The following is a 16,181-nucleotide window of genomic DNA, read 5'->3' on the forward strand; positions in this document are numbered from 1 at the left end:
TCGGGTGGGTGAATCCCTCGACGACCGGTGCTCGTGTGCTCCTCGACGAGCTCGCGCGGCTCGGCGTCCGCGAGGTCGTCCTGTGCCCCGGCTCGCGCTCGGCCCCGCTCGCCTACGCGGCCCACGACCTCGAGCTGGCAGGGCGGCTGCGCCTGCACGTGCGGGTCGACGAGCGGAGCGCGGCCTTCCTCGCGCTGGGCCTGGCCAAGGCCTCCCGCCGGCCGGCCGCCGTCATCACGACGAGCGGGACGGCCGTGGCCAACCTCCACCCCGCAGTCCTCGAGGCCCACCACGGCGCGGTCCCGCTGCTCCTCCTCACCGCCGACCGGCCCCCGGAGCTGCGCGGGGTCGGCGCCAACCAGGCCACGGGCCAGTTCGGCGTCTACGGCGAGCACGTCCGGCTGGCCCTCGAGCTCGAGACGCCCGCCGACCCCGCCCGCCAGGCCGCGGGCTGGCGGACCGCCGCCGCCCGGGCCGTCGCCGCCGCGACCGGCGCCCTCGCCGGGCAGGGGAGTGCCGGGCCCGTCCACCTCGACCTGCCCTACCGCGACCCGCTCGCCCCGACGGCGATCGCCGCCCCCGCGACGGGTCGAGGGCACAACGACCGCCCACCCGGTCGGGGACACCTCGACCCGGTGGTCGGTCGCGAGGGCGACCACCCCTGGGTCGCCGTGACCGGCCCCGCCCCCGTCACCGCCGGGCATGCAGTCCCCCTCGAGCACGACCCCGACACCCTCGTCGTCATCGGTGAGCTGCCCACCGCCGACCACCGGGCCGCCGCGCTCGCCTGGGCGAGCCACCACGGCGCTCCGGTCGTCGCCGAGCCGGGGCCGGGCACGAGCGACCTCGTCCTGCCCCACGGCGACCTCGTCCTCACGGCGACGGACTGGGTGGCGGCGCACCTCCCTTCGCGCCTGCTCGTCGTCGGGCGCCCCACCCTCGGCCGCTCCGTGCCGGCGCTCACGCGCACCCCCGGGGTCCGGGTCGAGGTGGTCACCACCGGAGAGCCGGGCGCCGACGGCTGGGCCGACGCGACCCACGCGGCGGCCGCGGTGCACCCCTTCGCCGCGCTGTCGCTGGAGGGACCCGGGTGGGAGGAGAGCGACCTCGCCCGGACCTGGCGCGAGGCCGGCGAGCGCCTCGCCGCCGCCGTCCCCACCGATGCCGCCGGCCCCGCGGTCGCCCGGGCCCTGCACGACGCACTGCCACCGGACGCCGCCCTCTTCCTGGGCAGCTCGAGCGTCGCCCGTGACCTCGCGCACGGCGTCGCCCACCCGCGCGCCGACGTCGAGGTCCTCGCCAGCCGCGGGCTCGCGGGGATCGACGGCTGCGTCTCGACCGCCGTCGGCATCGCGTTGTCCCGCCCGGGGCCGACCGTGGCGCTGCTCGGCGACCTGACCTTCCTGCACGACGCCAACGGCCTGCTCATCGGGCCCGCCGAGCCCCGCCCGGACCTGACGATCGTCGTGCTCGACGACGACGGGGGCAGCATCTTCGGCACGCTCGAGTACGGCGCGCCGGAGCTGTCCGGGCCGATGACGCGGCTCTTCACGACACCCACGGGCAGTGACATCGGGTTGCTCTGCGCGGCCCACGGGGTGCCCTCGACCACGGCGCACAGCCCGGACGACCTCGCCGGCCTGCTGCATCACGGCAGCCCGGGGATCCGCGTCATCCGGGTGCCGGTCCCCGGCCACGCCCGGCGCGCGGCCGGTCAGCGAGTGCGCGCGGCCGTCGCCGCCGCTCTGGCCTGACCCCGGCAGTCCACGTCACCGAGACTCGGGAATTGGCTCCTGTCCGGCCGAAATTGCGGCCATGACCCGAGTCTCGCGCAGGGTCAGCCGCCGAGCGCCGTCCGCATCGGCAGCAGCTTGGCGACGGACTCGGCGACCTCGTCCCCGGCGACCGACCCGGCCACGATCCCGCAGCCCGCGTACAGGCGCAGCGAGGTCGCGTCCTCGTACCAGCCGCAGCGCAGCGCGATGCCCCACTCGCCGTCGCCCGAGGCATCCATCCAGCCCACCGGCCCGGCGTAGCGCCCGCGGTCCATCTGCTCCAGCTCGGCGATGACCCCGTCGGCGACCGGCGTCGGCGTGCCGCACACGGCGGCCGACGGGTGCAGCGACGCGGCGAGGGCGAGCGAGGTCGAGTCGTCGTCGACGACCCCCGCGACGTCCGTCGCGAGGTGCATGACGTTGTTGAGATGCAGGACGAAGGGGGAGTCCGGCACGTTGATCGAGGACGTGTGGTCGGTCAGGGCGTCCGCGACCGAGCGCACCGCGTACTCGTGCTCCTCGAGGTCCTTGCTGCTGCGGGCCAGCGACCCGGCGAGCGCGAGGTCGTGACTGTCGTCGCCCGTGCGCCGGATCGTGCCGGCGAGCACGCGCGAGGTGACGAGGCCGCGCTCGAGCCGCACGAGCATCTCGGGGGTGGCGCCCACGAGGCCGTCGACCGCGAAGACCCACGTCGTGTCGTAGTCCGCGGCGAGCCGTTGCAGCAGCCACCGCGGGTCGATGCGCTGCTGCGCGGTCGCCTGGACGGCGCGGGCGAGCACGACCTTGTCGAGCGAGCCGGCGTTGATCCGGCGGACCGCCTCCTCCACGGCCTCGGCCCAGCGCTCCGCGGTGAGGTCCCGGTCGGCGAAGTCCACCGGCCCCGGGTCGCGCGGCGCGGGCTGGCGAGCGAGCGCCTGGTCCGCGGCGGGCACCGTGGCATCGGTCGTGATCGTCGTGACCCACGCGAGGTTGCCGCGACGGCCGACGACGACCTCGGGGACGACGAGCACCGACTCGGAGGGGGAGCGGCGCGAGTAGGCCATCGACCCGAAGGCGATCGGCCCGGTCCCCGGCTCGTCGACGTCGTCGCGCACGATCGCCTCGGCGGTGACCTCGCGCCACCACTCCTGCGCCTGCTCGAAACGGTGCGGACCCGTCGCCCGGAAGGTCGCGACCCGGCCCCAGCCGACGAAGCCCTCGCCCTTGCGGACCCAGGAGACGATGTCGCCCGCGTCGTCCGGCTCGGGCAGCAGCCCGAGCAGGTCCGTGACGCGGGGGAGGGGGACGGACACCGTCCGCACGACGAGCGCGGGGTGCGGGACGCCGGAGGTGGAGGGGACGTCGGCGGGCGATGGAGAGGTCATGTCGCGGTCCAGCGTACGACTGCGGGTGCGAGGATGAGCACATGAGCCGCGCCACCCTCCAGAAGGACCCCAAGGACGTCGCCGCGATGTTCGACGAGACCGCCGCGAAGTACGACCTGATGAACGACGTCCTGTCGCTGGGGCAGACGAGGCTGTGGCGTCGGGCCGTGGTCGCCGCCATCGACCCGAGGCCGGGCCAGCGCATCCTCGACATCGCCGCCGGTCCCGGCTCCTCCTCCCTCCCGCTGCGCGCGGCGGGCGCCCACGTGGCCTCCGCCGACTTCTCCCTCGGGATGCTCCGCCAGGGCCTGAAGCAGAGCCCCGAGCTCGACTTCGCCGCCGCGGACGCGACCCGCCTGCCCTTCGCCGACGCGTCCTTCGACGTGGTGACGATGTCCTTCGGGTTCCGCAACGTCGTGCAGCCCGAGGTGGCGCTCGGCGAGTTCCTGCGCGTGACCCGACCGGGTGGGCGCCTGCTCGTCTGCGAGTTCAGCCAGCCGGTCAACAAGACCTTCCGCACGGTCTACAGCGAGTACCTCATGGCAGCCTTCCCGCCCGTCGCCCGCCGGCTGAGCTCCAACCCGGACTCCTACGTCTACCTCGCCGAGTCGATCCAGAGCTGGCCCGCGCAGGAGCCGCTGGCCCGGATGATCGAGGGCGCCGGATGGTCGGGGGTCGAGTGGCGCAACCTCACGGGCGGGATCGTCGCCCTGCACCGCGCCGTCAAGGCGGGCTGAGTCCCCCTTCGTCCGGACGCGCCCGCAGGTTAGGTGAACCTGTGTCCGCCTCGTTGTTCCCAAAGAGTAGGCTTCCCGGCGATCGTGAAATGCTTCACAAGCAGCTGAGGGAAGTTTCGTGACCAGTGCACTGCCGGCGGCCGAGGGTGGCCGCAGCGTCGACGTCATCGTCGTCGGGGCCGGACCGGGTGGCAGCGCCACCGCGGCCTGGTTGGCGAAGGCCGGCAAGGACGTCGTCCTGCTGGAGAAGTCCCGCTTCCCCCGGGACAAGATCTGCGGGGACGGGCTCACCCCCCGAGCGGTCCGCCAGCTGATCAACCTCGGCATCCCGCTGTCGGAGACCGACGGCTGGGCGCGCAACAAGGGCCTGCGGATCATCGGCGGCGGCATGCGGCTGCAGCTCGACTGGCCCGATGTCACCTCCTTCCCCGGGTACGGCATGGTCCGCGCCCGCCAGGACCTCGACGAGGTCCTCGCCCGCCACGCCGCGTCGAGCGGGGCCGAGCTCCTCGAGGGACGCAATGTCTCCGAGCCGCTGCGTGACGAAGGGGGGCGCATCGTCGGCGTCGTCGCGAAGGTCGTCGACGAGCGCGGTCGCGCCACGGGCGAGACCGAGACCTACCGGGCCCCCGTCGTCGTCGCCGCGGACGGCGTCTCCTCCCGCCTGTCGGTGAAGATGGGCCGCGAGAAGCGCGAGGACCGGCCGATGGCCGTCGCGGTGCGCGCGTACTACGAGACCCCGCGCCACGACGACGACTACCTCGAGAGCCACCTCGAGCTGTGGTCCACCACCCCCGACGGCGGCCGGATCCTCATGCCGGGCTACGGCTGGCTCTTCGGCCTGAACGACGGCCGCTCCAACATCGGCCTCGGCGTCCTCAACACCTCCGAGGCCTTCGGCCGCACCGACTACAAGGACGTCATGCGTCGCTGGGTCGAGACGATGCCGGCCGAGTGGGGCATCAACGAGGACACGATCACCGGCGAGATCACCGCGGCGGCGCTGCCGATGGCCTTCAACCGCCAGCCGCTCTACGCCGACGGCCTCATGCTCGTCGGTGACTCCGGCGGCATGGTCAACCCCTTCAACGGCGAGGGCATCGACTACGCCCTCGAGGCCGGTCACGCCGCTGCCGAGACGATCGTGCAGGCGCTCGCCCGGCCGACCGCCGCGGACCGCGAGCGCGTGCTCCAGTCCTACGTCGGCCGGATGAAGGACATGCACGGCGGCTACTTCACCCTCGGCGCGCAGTTCGCCAAGCTCATCGGCAAGCCCGAGATCATGCGCCTGGCGACGAAGTACGGCCTCCCGCGCCAGACCCTCATGAAGTTCATGCTCAAGCTCATGGCCAACCTCCCGGAGGAGAAGGGCGGCGGTCTCGACGACCGGCTCGTCCAGCTCATGACCAAGGTGGCTCCCAATGCGTGAGCCCGGCGTCGGCGTGCTGCCGGCCACCCCTAGGATCGGTGGCGTGCATCACATGTCAGAAAGCGAGGCGCAGCGATGAACCCGTACATCCCGCTGCTCATCCTGTTCCTGCTGGGGCTCGGCTTCGCCATCGTCTCGGTGGGCACGAGCCTGGTCGTGGGCCCGGCCCGCTACAACGCGGCGAAGGCCCAGGCCTACGAGTGCGGCATCCAGCCGACGCCGCAGGCATCCGAGGGTGGTCGCTTCCCGGTGAAGTACTACCTGACCGCGATGCTCTTCATCATCTTCGACATCGAGGCGCTCTTCCTCTACCCCTTCGCTGTCGCGTTCGACGAGCTCGGGGCCTTCACCCTCGGTGCCGTGGTGCTTTTCCTGTTCAACGCGTTCTTCATCGCCGACGCCTACGTGTGGCGTCGCGGTGGGTTCGAGTGGGACTGACGAGGACGGAGACAAGACATGGGACTCGAGGAGAAGCTGCCCGCGGGCATCGCCCTCACGACGGTCGAGCACCTTGCCGGCTACATGCGCAAGGCCTCGATCTGGCCGGCCACCTTCGGCCTGGCCTGCTGCGCCATCGAGATGATGGCCGTCGGCACGCCGCACTACGACCTGGCGCGCTTCGGCATGGAGCGCTTCGCGGCGACGCCGCGCCAGGCCGACCTGATGATCGTCGCCGGCCGGGTGAGCAACAAGATGGCCCCGGTCGTGCGCCAGGTCTACGACCAGATGGCCAACCCCAAGTGGGTCATCTCGATGGGCGTGTGCGCCAGCTCCGGCGGCATGTTCAACAACTACGCGATCGTCCAGGGCGTCGACCACATCATCCCGGTCGACATCTACCTGCCCGGCTGCCCGCCGCGACCGGAGATGCTGCTCAACGCGATCATCACCCTCCACGAGCAGATCCAGAGCACGCCGCTGGGCGTCAACCGGGTCGCCGCGGCCCGTGCCGCGGAGCAGGCGGCGCTCGGCGCCACCCCGACGGAGCTGCAGCCCCCGACGCACGACCACGAGGGCCTGCTCGGAAGGAACCTCCTGGCATGAGCGACGAGAAGAAGGACGTCGGCACGCCGGCGCCCGACGGCGTCCACCCCACGGGTCCGGGCCTCGGCGGCACGGCCAACAAGGGCTTCCCCGACACCTCGGGTCTCGTCGGCGGCAACCGTCCGGTCGAGTACACCAACGTCCGGCCCGAGGGCGAAGGGGAGGTCCCGCCCGAGCGCGCACCCGTCGTCCGGGACGAGCGCCGGGGCATGTTCGGCGCCCGCGAGGGCCAGGACACCTCTGGCTACGGCGGCCTGAAGCGCACGATCGCCTTCCCCGGCGCCGCCCAGCGCCCCTACGGCGGCTGGTACGACGAGGTCGTCGACCGTCTCGCCGACGCGACGGGTGGTGACCTGCTCGAGCGGGTCGTCGTCCACGCCGACGAGCTGACCCTGCACGTGCACCGCGACGACCTGCCGGTCGTCATGCGCGCGCTGCGTGACCGGCCCGACCTGCGCTTCGAGATGTGCATGTCGGTCTCCGGCGTGCACTTCCCTCACGACGAGGGCGCCGAGCTGCACGTCGCCTACCACCTGCTGTCGATCACGCACGGCGGCCGCCGGCTGCGCGTCGAGGTCACCGCACCCGACGCCGACCCGCACGTCCCGAGCGTCGTCGCCACCTACCCGGCGGCCGACTGGCACGAGCGGGAGACGTGGGACATGTTCGGCGTCGTCTTCGACGGGCACCCCGCGCTCACCCGCATCCTCATGCCCGACGACTGGGCCGGGCACCCGCAGCGCAAGGACTACCCGCTGGGTGGCATCCCGGTGGAGTACAAGGGCGGCACCGTCCCGCCGCCCGACGAGCGGAGGTCGTACAGCTGATGGCCACGTACACGCACAGTGCGGGGGTGCACTCGACCCCGGGTGCCGACGACCTCGCCGAGGGCCACGTCGTCAACGTCCAGGGGGGTGACTGGGACCAGGAGATGGGCGAGCTCGGGATGAACCCCGAGGAGCGCATCGTCCTCAACATGGGTCCGCAGCACCCCTCGACCCACGGCGTGCTCCGCCTGATCCTCGAGCTCGACGGCGAGACGGTCACCGAGGCCCGCGCGGGCATCGGCTACCTGCACACCGGCATCGAGAAGAACATGGAGTTCCGCACCTGGACGCAGGGGGTCACCTTCTGCACCCGGATGGACTACCTGACCCCGATGTTCCAGGAGACCGCGTACTGCCTGGCGATCGAGAAGGTCCTGGGCATCACCGCCGACATCCCCGAGCGGGCCAGCGCGATCCGCGTGCTGATGATGGAGCTCACCCGCATCTCGAGCCACCTCATCTGCCTGGGCACCGGCGGCATGGAGATGGGCGCGACGACGATCATGACGATCGGCTTCCGCGAGCGGGAGCGGATCCTCTCGGTCATCGAGAACATCACCGGCCTGCGGATGAACAACGCCTACGTCCGCCCCGGCGGCGTGGCCTCCGACCTGCCGCACGGCGCGATCGACAAGATCCGCGAGACCGTCCCGCAGGTGCGCCGGGGCATCGGCGAGCTGGAGAAGCTGCTCCTCGAGAACCCGATCCTCAAGGGTCGCACCAAGGACGTCGGTGTCCTCTCGCTCACGGGCTGCACCGCCCTGGGCATCACCGGCCCCGTCCTGCGCTCCACAGGGCTCCCGCACGACCTGCGCAAGCTCAGCCCGTACTGCGGCTACGAGAAGTACGACTTCGACGTCGTCACCCGCACCGGCGCCGACGCGTACGACCGCCTCTGCATCCGCCTGGACGAGATGCGCGAGAGCCTGCGGATCGTCGAGCAGGTGACCGACGAGCTGCAGCGCAACCCCGGCCCCGTCATGGTCGCCGACAAGCGGATCGCCTGGCCGGCGCAGCTGGCCGTGGGCGGCGACGGCATGGGCAACAGCCTCGACCACATCCGCGAGATCATGGGCACCTCGATGGAGTCGCTGATCCACCACTTCAAGCTGGTGACGGAGGGCTTCCGCGTCCCGCCGGGCCAGGCCTACGTCGCGGTCGAGTCGCCGAAGGGGGAGCTCGGCTGCCACGTCGTCGCCGACGGCGGCACCCGCCCCTACCGGGCCCACTTCCGGGACCCTAGCTTCAACAACCTGCAGGCCGTCGCGGCCATGTGCGAAGGGGGCAACCTCGCCGACGTCATCGTCGCCGTCGCCTCCATCGACCCGGTGATGGGAGGAGTCGACCGATGAGCTCAGGATTCGGTGAGCAGACCGCCTCGGGGCACCTGCACGTGCCCTCGGAGAGCAAGGAGCCGTACCCCGCCGACGTGCTCGAGCGGCTCTCCGTCGAGGCCGAGCAGGTCATCGCCCGCTACCCGCAGCCGCGCTCGGCGCTGCTGCCGCTGCTGCACCTCGTGCAGAGCGAGGACGGGTACGTCACGGGTCGTGGCATCGACTTCTGCGCGACCACCCTCGGCCTGACGACGGCCGAGGTCTCGGGGGTCGCGACCTTCTACACCCAGTACAAGCGCCACCCCAACGGCGACTACACCGTCGGTGTCTGCACCAACACGCTGTGCGCCGTCATGGGCGGCGACCAGATCTGGGACACGGTGAGCGAGCACCTCGGCATCGGCCACGACGAGACGACCGAGGACGGCAAGATCACCCTCGAGCGCATCGAGTGCAATGCCGCGTGCGACTACGCCCCGGTCGTCATGACCAACTGGGAGTTCTTCGACAACCAGACGCCCGAGTCGACCGTGCGGCTCGTCGACGACCTGCGCTCCGGCGTCCCGGTGGCGCCGACCCGCGGACCGAGCCGGGTGTGCACCTTCACCCAGGTCTCCCGCGTCCTCGCCGGCTTCCCCGACGGCCTGGCCGACGAGGGCGTCGGCGCCGGGCCCGCGTCCCTGCGCGGGGTGGAGCTGGCCAGGCGCGAAGGGTGGACCGCCCCCGGTGACGACGCGGTCGCCACGAGCCCGGACGCCGCCGGCGCCTCCCTCGACGGCATCGCCGTCGGCGAGCAGGGCTCCGTCGACACCCCGGTCAACGAGCCCGACGAGCGTCCCGGTGGCCAGGACGCGCAGGAGCAGGCCAAGGAGGACGACAAGTGACGACGCTGACGCCGATCCTCACGAAGTTCTGGGACCACCCGCAGTCCTGGACCCTCGGGACCTACGAGGACAACGACGGGTACGCCGCCCTCCGGCAGGCGCTGCAGACGGACCCGACGGACCTCGTCCAGTCGATGAAGGACTCCGGCCTGCGCGGCCGCGGCGGCGCCGGCTTCCCGACCGGCATGAAGTGGGGCTTCCTGCCCCCGCCGGACGGCGGCCCCCGCTACCTCGTCGTCAACGCCGACGAGTCCGAGCCGGGCACCTGCAAGGACATCCCGCTGCTCATGGCGGCCCCGCACTTCCTCGTCGAGGGCGTCGCGATCACCTCCTTCGCCATCGGCTGCAACCACGCCTTCATCTACCTGCGCGGCGAGGTCGTGCACGTCTACCGCCGCCTCATGCGCGCGGTCGAGGAGGCCTACGCGGCGGGCTACCTCGGCAAGGACGTCCTGGGCACCGGCTTCGACCTCGACGTCACCGTGCACGCGGGTGCCGGCGCCTACATCTGCGGCGAGGAGACCGCCCTCCTGGACTCCCTCGAGGGGCGACGGGGCCAGCCGCGGCTCAAGCCCCCCTTCCCCGCCGTCGCCGGCCTGTACGCCCGCCCGACGGTCGTCAACAACGTCGAGTCGATCGCCTCCGTGCCACTCATCGTGCGCAAGGGCGCCGAGTGGTTCTCCGACATGGGGACCGAGAAGTCGCAGGGCTTCGGCATCTTCTCCCTGTCCGGCCACGTGAAGCACCCCGGCCAGTACGAGGCGCCGCTCGGCATCACGCTGCGCGAGCTCATCGACATGGCCGGCGGCATGCGCGACCCGGGCCACCCGCTGAAGTTCTGGACGCCCGGTGGCTCGTCGACGCCGATCTTCACCGACCAGCACCTCGACGTCCCCCTGGACTTCGAGTCCGTCGCGGCCCACGGCTCGATGCTCGGCACGCGCGCGCTGCAGATCTTCGACGACACCGTCTCGGTCGTGCGCGCCGTGAGCCGCTGGACCGACTTCTACAAGCACGAGTCCTGCGGCAAGTGCACCCCGTGCCGCGAGGGCACGTGGTGGCTGGCCCAGATCCTCGAGCGCATCGAGCACGGCAAGGGCACCCCCGAGGACATCGACAAGCTCGTCGACATCTGCGACAACATCCTCGGCCGTTCCTTCTGCGCCCTCGGTGACGGTGCCACGAGCCCGATCACCTCCGCCGTCAAGTACTTCCGGGAGGAGTTCGAGGCGGGCTGCCACACGCCGGCCGCGGAGCTCTTCCCGCCCGCCGCCTCGACGCTCTTCGCCAAGGAGCAGGTATCCGCATGACCGCCACGAGCGACCAGGACCAGACCGTGGCCGAGGCCCGGCCCGAATTGATCAACCTCAGCATCGACGGCATCGCCGTCTCGGTGCCCAAGGACACCCTCGTCATCCGCGCCGCGGAGGAGGCGGGGATCGAGATCCCGCGCTTCTGCGACCACCCGCTCCTCGAGCCGGTCGGCGCCTGCCGGCAGTGCCTCGTCGAGGTCGCGACGCCGGACCGCGAGGGCAACGTCAAGGCGATGCCCAAGCCCCAGGCGAGCTGCACCATGACGGTGAGCGAGGGCATGCAGGTGCGCACCCAGCACACCTCGGCCGTGGCCGACAAGGCGCAGCAGGGCGTGATGGAGATGCTCCTGATCAACCACCCGCTCGACTGCCCCGTCTGCGACAAGGGTGGCGAGTGCCCGCTGCAGAACCAGTCGATGAGCAACGGCCGGGCCACCTCGCGCTTCGAGGACGTCAAGCGCACCTACCCCAAGCCGATCAACATCTCCTCGCAGGTCCTCCTCGACCGCGAGCGCTGCGTCCTGTGCGCCCGCTGCACCCGCTTCTCCGACCAGGTCGCCGGCGACCCGTTCATCGCGCTCGTCGAGCGCGGGGCGCTGCAGCAGGTCGGGATCTACGAGGAGCAGCCCTTCGAGTCCTACTTCTCGGGCAACACCGTCCAGATCTGCCCGGTCGGGGCGCTCACCGGGGCGGCCTACCGCTTCCGGTCGCGTCCCTTCGACCTCGTCTCCACCCCCGACGTCTGCGAGCACTGCGCCGACGGCTGCTCCCTTCGCACCGACCACCGCCGGGGCACGGTCCTGCGGCGCATGGCCGGCAACGACCCGCAGGTCAACGAGGAGTGGAACTGCGACAAGGGGCGCTGGGCCTTCGCCTACGCCAACCTGGGTGACCGCTTCGAGCTGCCGATGGTCCGCGACGAAGGGGGCGTGCTGCGCGTCGTCTCGTGGCAGGAGGCCCTCGCCACCGCCGCGGCCGGCCTGCGCGCCGCGCAGGGCCACGGCGTCCTCGTGGGTGGCCGCGTGAGCGTCGAGGACGCCCACGCCTACGCGACCTTCGCCCGCTCGGTCCTGGCGACCGACAACATCGACCACCGCGCCCGCCCGCACTCCGCGGAGGAGCGCGACTTCCTCCTGCGACACGTGGCGGGGACGACGCCCACCAGTGGCGGCGTCACCTACGAACGGCTCGGCCGGGCCGGGTCCGTGCTCCTCGTCGGCCTCGAGCCGGAGGAGGAGAGCCCGATCCTCTTCCTGCGGCTGCGCAAGGCCTACCGCAAGGCCAAGACCTCGATCCACGCGATCGCGCCCCTGGCCACCCGCGGTCTCGACAAGCTGGGCGGCACGCTCATCCCCTCCGCCCCGGGGACCGAGACCGAGGTCCTCACCGCGCTGGCCGGCGCGAGCGCCCCCGGCGCCGAGGGCGACCCGATCGCCACGGCCCACGCCGCGCTGCGCGGCGAGGGTGCCTTCATCCTCGTCGGCGAGCGCATGGCGACCGTCCCCGGCGCCTTGGCCGCGGTCGCCGAGCTGGCCGACGCCACCGGCGCCGAGATCGCCTGGGTCCCGCGCCGCGCGGGCGAGCGCGGAGCCATCGAGGCCGGCTGCCTCCCCGGCGAGCAGGGCCTCGACACGGCTGGCATCGTCCGGGCCGCGGCCGACGGCACGCTCGGCGGACTCGTCGTCGGCGGCGTCGACGCCCACGACCTCGCCGAGCCGCTGGCCGCCCAGGCCTTCGAGCGCGCCTTCGTCGTCTCCCTCGAGATCCGGCCGAGCAGCGTCACCGAGCACGCCGACGTCGTGCTGCCGGTCGCCCCGCACGCGGAGCGCGCGGGTGCCTTCGTCAACTGGGAGGGGCGCGTGCGTCCCTTCGAGGCCTCGCTCGACACGACCGCGCTGCCCGACCACCGGGTGCTGCACATGCTGGCCGACGAGATGGGCGAGTTCCTCGGCACCCGCACCGTCGCCGAGGCCCGCCGCTCCCTGGAGTCCACGAGTGCACCCCGCGCCCAGGGCTACCCGCCGCGGGTGCGCCGTGCGCCGGTGCCGCAGCCGGGGACCGGCGAGCTCGTGCTCGCCACCTGGCGGCTCATGCTCGACAAGGGCACCCTGCAGGACGGCGAGCCCTTCCTGGCCGGGACCGCCCGGGCGCCGCGGGCCCTCGTCTCGCCGGTCACCGCGCAGGGCCTCGGGGTCGCCGAGGGCGACCTCGTCACCGTGAGCGCCGACGACGTGCGGGTCACCGTGCCGGTGCTCGTCCACGACATGGTCGACCACGTCGTGTGGCTGCCGACCAACTCGGAGAGCTGTGACCTGCGCAGCCTCTCCGGCCGAGCCGGAGCGATCGTCTCCGTGACCAAGGGTGGTGCGGCATGACCGGGTTCTCCACGCTCGCCGGGCTGGGCGCGCTGTCCGCCGCGGCGGACAAGCCGGTGGCGGCGGACTTCAGCGACACCCCGCTGTGGCTGTCGGTGGTCAAGGCGCTCCTGCTCTTCGTCTACCTGCTCGTCTCGGTGCTGCTCGTCATCTGGTTCGAGCGCCGCATCATCGGTCGGATGCAGCAGCGTCCCGGCCCCAACCGCAACGGCCCCTTCGGCCTGCTGCAGACGCTCGCCGACGGCATGAAGTCGATGCTCAAGGAGGACGTGCGGCCCAAGGCCGCCGACGCGTTCATCTTCACCATCGCGCCGGTGATCTTCGCGTCGATGGCCTTCGTCGCCTTCTCGATCATGCCGCTCGGCGGCATGGTCTGGATGTTCGGCCACCACACGCCCCTGCAGCTGACCGACCTGCCGGTCGCCGCGCTGCTCGTCCTCGCGGTCGCGGGTGTCGCGGCCTACGGCATCGTGCTCGGCGGCTGGTCGGCCGGCTCGACCTACCCGCTCCTCGGCGGCCTGCGCGCCACGGCCCAGCTGATCTCCTACGAGATCGCCATGGGCCTGGCGCTCGTCGCGGTCTTCATGTACTCGGGCTCGATGAGCACGAGCGAGATCGTCGCCGCCCAGAGCGACCTCTGGTACATCGTCCCGGCCTGCGTCTCCTTCGTGATCTACGTGATCACCATGGTCGGCGAGACCAACCGGCTGCCCTTCGACCTCGCCGAGGGCGAGGGCGAGATCGTCGGTGGCTACTTCACCGAGTACTCGGGCATGCGCTTCGCGATGTTCTTCCTCGGCGAGTACATCAACATGTTCACCGTCTCGGCCCTGGCCACGACGCTCTTCCTCGGCGGCTGGCAGGCGCCTCCCGGCATCGCCGCCATCGGCGACGGCATGCTCAACACCGGCTGGTGGGGTCTGCTGTGGTTCACCGTCAAGCTCTGGCTCTTCATGTTCTTCTTCGTCTGGCTGCGCGGCACGCTCCCGCGCACGCGCTACGACCAGTTCATGCGCTTCGGCTGGAAGTTCCTCATCCCGGTGACCGTCGCCTGGGTCATCGCGGTGGCCTTCATCCGCGGCGCCGACGCCGGCTTCTTCGGGGACGGCACGGTCGGCCTGCTCGGACGTGAGTTCCCGATCTCCTCGCTGATCATCGTCGCCGTCCTCGCGGTCCTCGTCCTCGGCTCGACGTGGATCTGGGAGACCAAGGTCGAGGCCCGCACCCGCGCCCAGGAGGAGGCGGCCGTCGTGCCCGAGGAGATCGACCCGTGGGCCGAGGGCTACCCCGTGCCACCGATGCCCGGTCAGCGCCTCGTCGAGCCGTCCCGTGGCGGCACGGCGATCGCCGACGCGCCCGCGCCCACCGCCCCGTCCAGCCCCCAGGAGGAGCACCGTGGCTGACGAGTCCCAGGGAGGGTTCTTCTCGGACCTCTTCGCCCCTGTCGCCGGATTCGGGGTGACCTTCGCGACGATGTTCCGCAAGGTCGCCACCCAGGAGTACCCCGAGGTCAAGTGGCCCACCCAGCCGCGGTTCCACGGGCGCCACCAGCTCAACCGTCACCCGGACGGGCTGGAGAAGTGCGTCGGTTGCGAGCTGTGCGCCTGGGCCTGCCCCGCGGACGCGATCCTCGTCCAGGGCGGCGACAACGACGACGAGCGGGGGCTGCGCTTCAGCCCCGGCGAGCGGTACGGGCACATCTACCAGATCAACTACCTGCGCTGCATCTTCTGCGGGCTCTGCATCGAGGCCTGCCCGACCCGGGCGCTCACGATGACCAACGAGTACGAGCTCGCCGACAACAACCGCGCCGACCTGATCTTCACCAAGGAGCAGCTGCTCGCCCCGCTGCAGGAGGGCATGCTCCCCGCGCCGCACCCGATGGTCGAGGGCATGGAGGAGCGCGACTACTACCAGGGCAAGGTCGCCACCGCCACGCCCGAGCAGCGCACCTGGGTCGAGCAGCACGCTGCCGCCCGTGCCGAGCAGGACGCCGCCGCGTCCGTGGGCACCGACGAGACGGGGGAGGCCCGATGACCGGCACCGGTGAGGCAGTCGTCTTCTGGATCCTCAGCTGCATCGCCGTCCCCGGGGCGCTCGCGCTGCTCTTCGCCCGCAAGGCGGTGCACGCGGCCATCGGCATGGTGACGACGATGATCGTCCTCGGCGTCTTCTACCTCCTGCAGGAGGCGCCCTTCCTCGGTGTCGTGCACATCTTCGTGTACACGGGCGCCGTGATGATGCTCTTCCTCTTCGTCGTCATGCTCGTCGGCGTCGACGCCGCCGACTCGCTCGTCGAGACGCTCAAGGGCCAGCGCCTGCTGACCGCCCTCGTCTCCGTCGTCGCGCTGCTCGTGCTCTTCGCCGCCATCGGCCGGGTCGCCTGGGACGGGGACCCGAGCCTGGCTGAGGTCAACACCGACCCGGGCAACGTCGAGGGCATCGCCTACCTCGTCTTCGGCAGGTACGTCTGGCTCTTCGAAGTCACCGCCGGTCTGCTGACGGTCGCCGCGCTCGGCGCCATGGTCTTCGCCCACCGCGAGCGGATCATCGCCAAGCCGACGCAGAAGGAGTGGATGGAGCGCCGCTTCCGCGAGGGACGCCACCTCGCCGGCCTCCCCGTGCCCGGTGTCTACGCGCGCCACAACGCGGTCGACACCCCGGCCCTGCTGCCCGACGGCAGCACCTCCGACCTCTCGCTCAACCGCGTGCTCGTCGCCCGGGACCAGGTCACCACGCCGACCCGGTACCGCGAGCTCGAGGACACCGACTCCACGACCGAAGGGGGTGAGCGCCGGTGAGCCCGATGAACTACATCTACCTCGCGACGATCCTCTTCGCGATCGGTGGGTCGACCGTGCTCCTGCGCCGCAACGCGATCGTCGTCTTCATGGGGGTGGAGCTCATGCTCAACGCCGCCTCGCTCGCCTTCGTGACCTTCGCCCGGATGCACGGGTCGCTCGAGGGCCAGGTGATCGCCATGTTCGTCATGGTCGTCGCCGCCGCCGAGGTCGTCGTCGGGCTGGCCATCATCATGGCCGTCTTCCGTGCCCGCCGGTCGGCCTCCGTCGACGACGCCAACCTGCTGAAGCTCTAAGG

The 16,181-nt window shown here is 71.8% G+C and carries 15 protein-coding genes; 14 read left to right on the top strand and 1 reads right to left on the bottom strand.

Features of this window, described 5'->3' with window-relative positions; all coding sequences use genetic code 11:
• Positions 1-8: 8 nt before the first annotated feature.
• Positions 9-1,754, top strand: a complete 1,746-nt coding sequence (menD, locus tag V3C34_RS05245) for a 2-succinyl-5-enolpyruvyl-6-hydroxy-3-cyclohexene-1-carboxylic-acid synthase (RefSeq protein ID WP_346008261.1) — start codon at positions 9-11, stop codon at positions 1,752-1,754.
• 83 nt (positions 1,755-1,837) lie between these two features.
• Here the strand turns inward: menD and V3C34_RS05250 are convergent, their stop codons facing one another.
• Positions 1,838-3,139 (bottom strand): isochorismate synthase, encoded by a 1,302-nt coding sequence (locus V3C34_RS05250; RefSeq protein WP_346008262.1) that lies wholly within the window; start codon positions 3,137-3,139, stop codon positions 1,838-1,840.
• Between the two features lie 41 nt (positions 3,140-3,180).
• On the opposite strand from V3C34_RS05250, the gene V3C34_RS05255 reads away from it, so the two are divergent.
• The 13 genes from V3C34_RS05255 to nuoK all read left to right on the top strand — a co-directional run bounded on the left by V3C34_RS05255 (position 3,181) and on the right by nuoK (position 16,179).
• Complete coding sequence (locus tag V3C34_RS05255) at positions 3,181-3,876, top strand: demethylmenaquinone methyltransferase (protein ID WP_338538707.1); 696 nt, start codon at positions 3,181-3,183, stop codon at positions 3,874-3,876.
• 118 nt (positions 3,877-3,994) lie between these two features.
• Positions 3,995-5,305: a geranylgeranyl reductase family protein gene (locus tag V3C34_RS05260; protein ID WP_068326317.1), complete on the top strand. Its 1,311-nt coding sequence runs from the start codon at positions 3,995-3,997 to the stop codon at positions 5,303-5,305.
• A 75-nt stretch (positions 5,306-5,380) separates the two neighbouring features.
• On the top strand, positions 5,381-5,743 hold the full coding sequence (locus V3C34_RS05265; RefSeq protein ID WP_068326314.1) for an NADH-quinone oxidoreductase subunit A: 363 nt from the start codon (positions 5,381-5,383) through the stop codon (positions 5,741-5,743).
• Positions 5,744-5,761: 18 nt separating this feature from the next.
• Positions 5,762-6,349 carry a NuoB/complex I 20 kDa subunit family protein gene (locus V3C34_RS05270; RefSeq protein WP_068326311.1) on the top strand — a complete coding sequence of 196 codons (588 nt, stop codon included), beginning with the start codon at positions 5,762-5,764 and terminating at the stop codon, positions 6,347-6,349.
• A complete protein-coding gene (locus V3C34_RS05275) occupies positions 6,346-7,176 on the top strand; it encodes an NADH-quinone oxidoreductase subunit C (RefSeq protein WP_082807624.1) in 831 nt (276 codons plus the stop codon). Before V3C34_RS05270 ends, V3C34_RS05275 begins: the two co-directional genes overlap by 4 nt.
• On the top strand, positions 7,176-8,528 hold the full coding sequence (locus V3C34_RS05280; protein ID WP_068425635.1) for an NADH-quinone oxidoreductase subunit D: 1,353 nt from the start codon (positions 7,176-7,178) through the stop codon (positions 8,526-8,528). The genes V3C34_RS05275 and V3C34_RS05280 overlap by 1 nt, the downstream gene beginning before the upstream one ends.
• On the top strand, positions 8,525-9,394 hold the full coding sequence (nuoE, locus tag V3C34_RS05285; RefSeq protein ID WP_068326305.1) for an NADH-quinone oxidoreductase subunit NuoE: 870 nt from the start codon (positions 8,525-8,527) through the stop codon (positions 9,392-9,394). Before V3C34_RS05280 ends, nuoE begins: the two co-directional genes overlap by 4 nt.
• The gene (gene nuoF, locus V3C34_RS05290; RefSeq protein ID WP_068425632.1) at positions 9,391-10,704 is read left to right on the top strand and encodes an NADH-quinone oxidoreductase subunit NuoF; all 1,314 of its coding nucleotides are present in this window, start codon (positions 9,391-9,393) and stop codon (positions 10,702-10,704) included. The genes nuoE and nuoF overlap by 4 nt, the downstream gene beginning before the upstream one ends.
• Positions 10,701-13,082, top strand: coding sequence for an NADH-quinone oxidoreductase subunit G (locus tag V3C34_RS05295; protein ID WP_346008263.1), 2,382 nt, complete (start codon positions 10,701-10,703; stop codon positions 13,080-13,082). Before nuoF ends, V3C34_RS05295 begins: the two co-directional genes overlap by 4 nt.
• Entirely contained in the window at positions 13,079-14,485 is a 1,407-nt protein-coding gene (nuoH, locus tag V3C34_RS05300) for an NADH-quinone oxidoreductase subunit NuoH (RefSeq protein ID WP_068326297.1), read from the top strand. Before V3C34_RS05295 ends, nuoH begins: the two co-directional genes overlap by 4 nt.
• Complete coding sequence (gene nuoI / locus V3C34_RS05305; protein WP_068326293.1) at positions 14,478-15,119, top strand: NADH-quinone oxidoreductase subunit NuoI; 642 nt, start codon at positions 14,478-14,480, stop codon at positions 15,117-15,119. Before nuoH ends, nuoI begins: the two co-directional genes overlap by 8 nt.
• Complete coding sequence (locus tag V3C34_RS05310; RefSeq protein ID WP_068326289.1) at positions 15,116-15,883, top strand: NADH-quinone oxidoreductase subunit J; 768 nt, start codon at positions 15,116-15,118, stop codon at positions 15,881-15,883. Before nuoI ends, V3C34_RS05310 begins: the two co-directional genes overlap by 4 nt.
• Positions 15,880-16,179: an NADH-quinone oxidoreductase subunit NuoK gene (gene nuoK, locus V3C34_RS05315; protein ID WP_068326286.1), complete on the top strand. Its 300-nt coding sequence runs from the start codon at positions 15,880-15,882 to the stop codon at positions 16,177-16,179. Before V3C34_RS05310 ends, nuoK begins: the two co-directional genes overlap by 4 nt.
• Positions 16,180-16,181 lie beyond the last annotated feature (2 nt).

Source organism: Janibacter terrae (assembly GCF_039636765.1).
In the GTDB taxonomy this organism is placed as follows: domain Bacteria; phylum Actinomycetota; class Actinomycetes; order Actinomycetales; family Dermatophilaceae; genus Janibacter; species Janibacter terrae.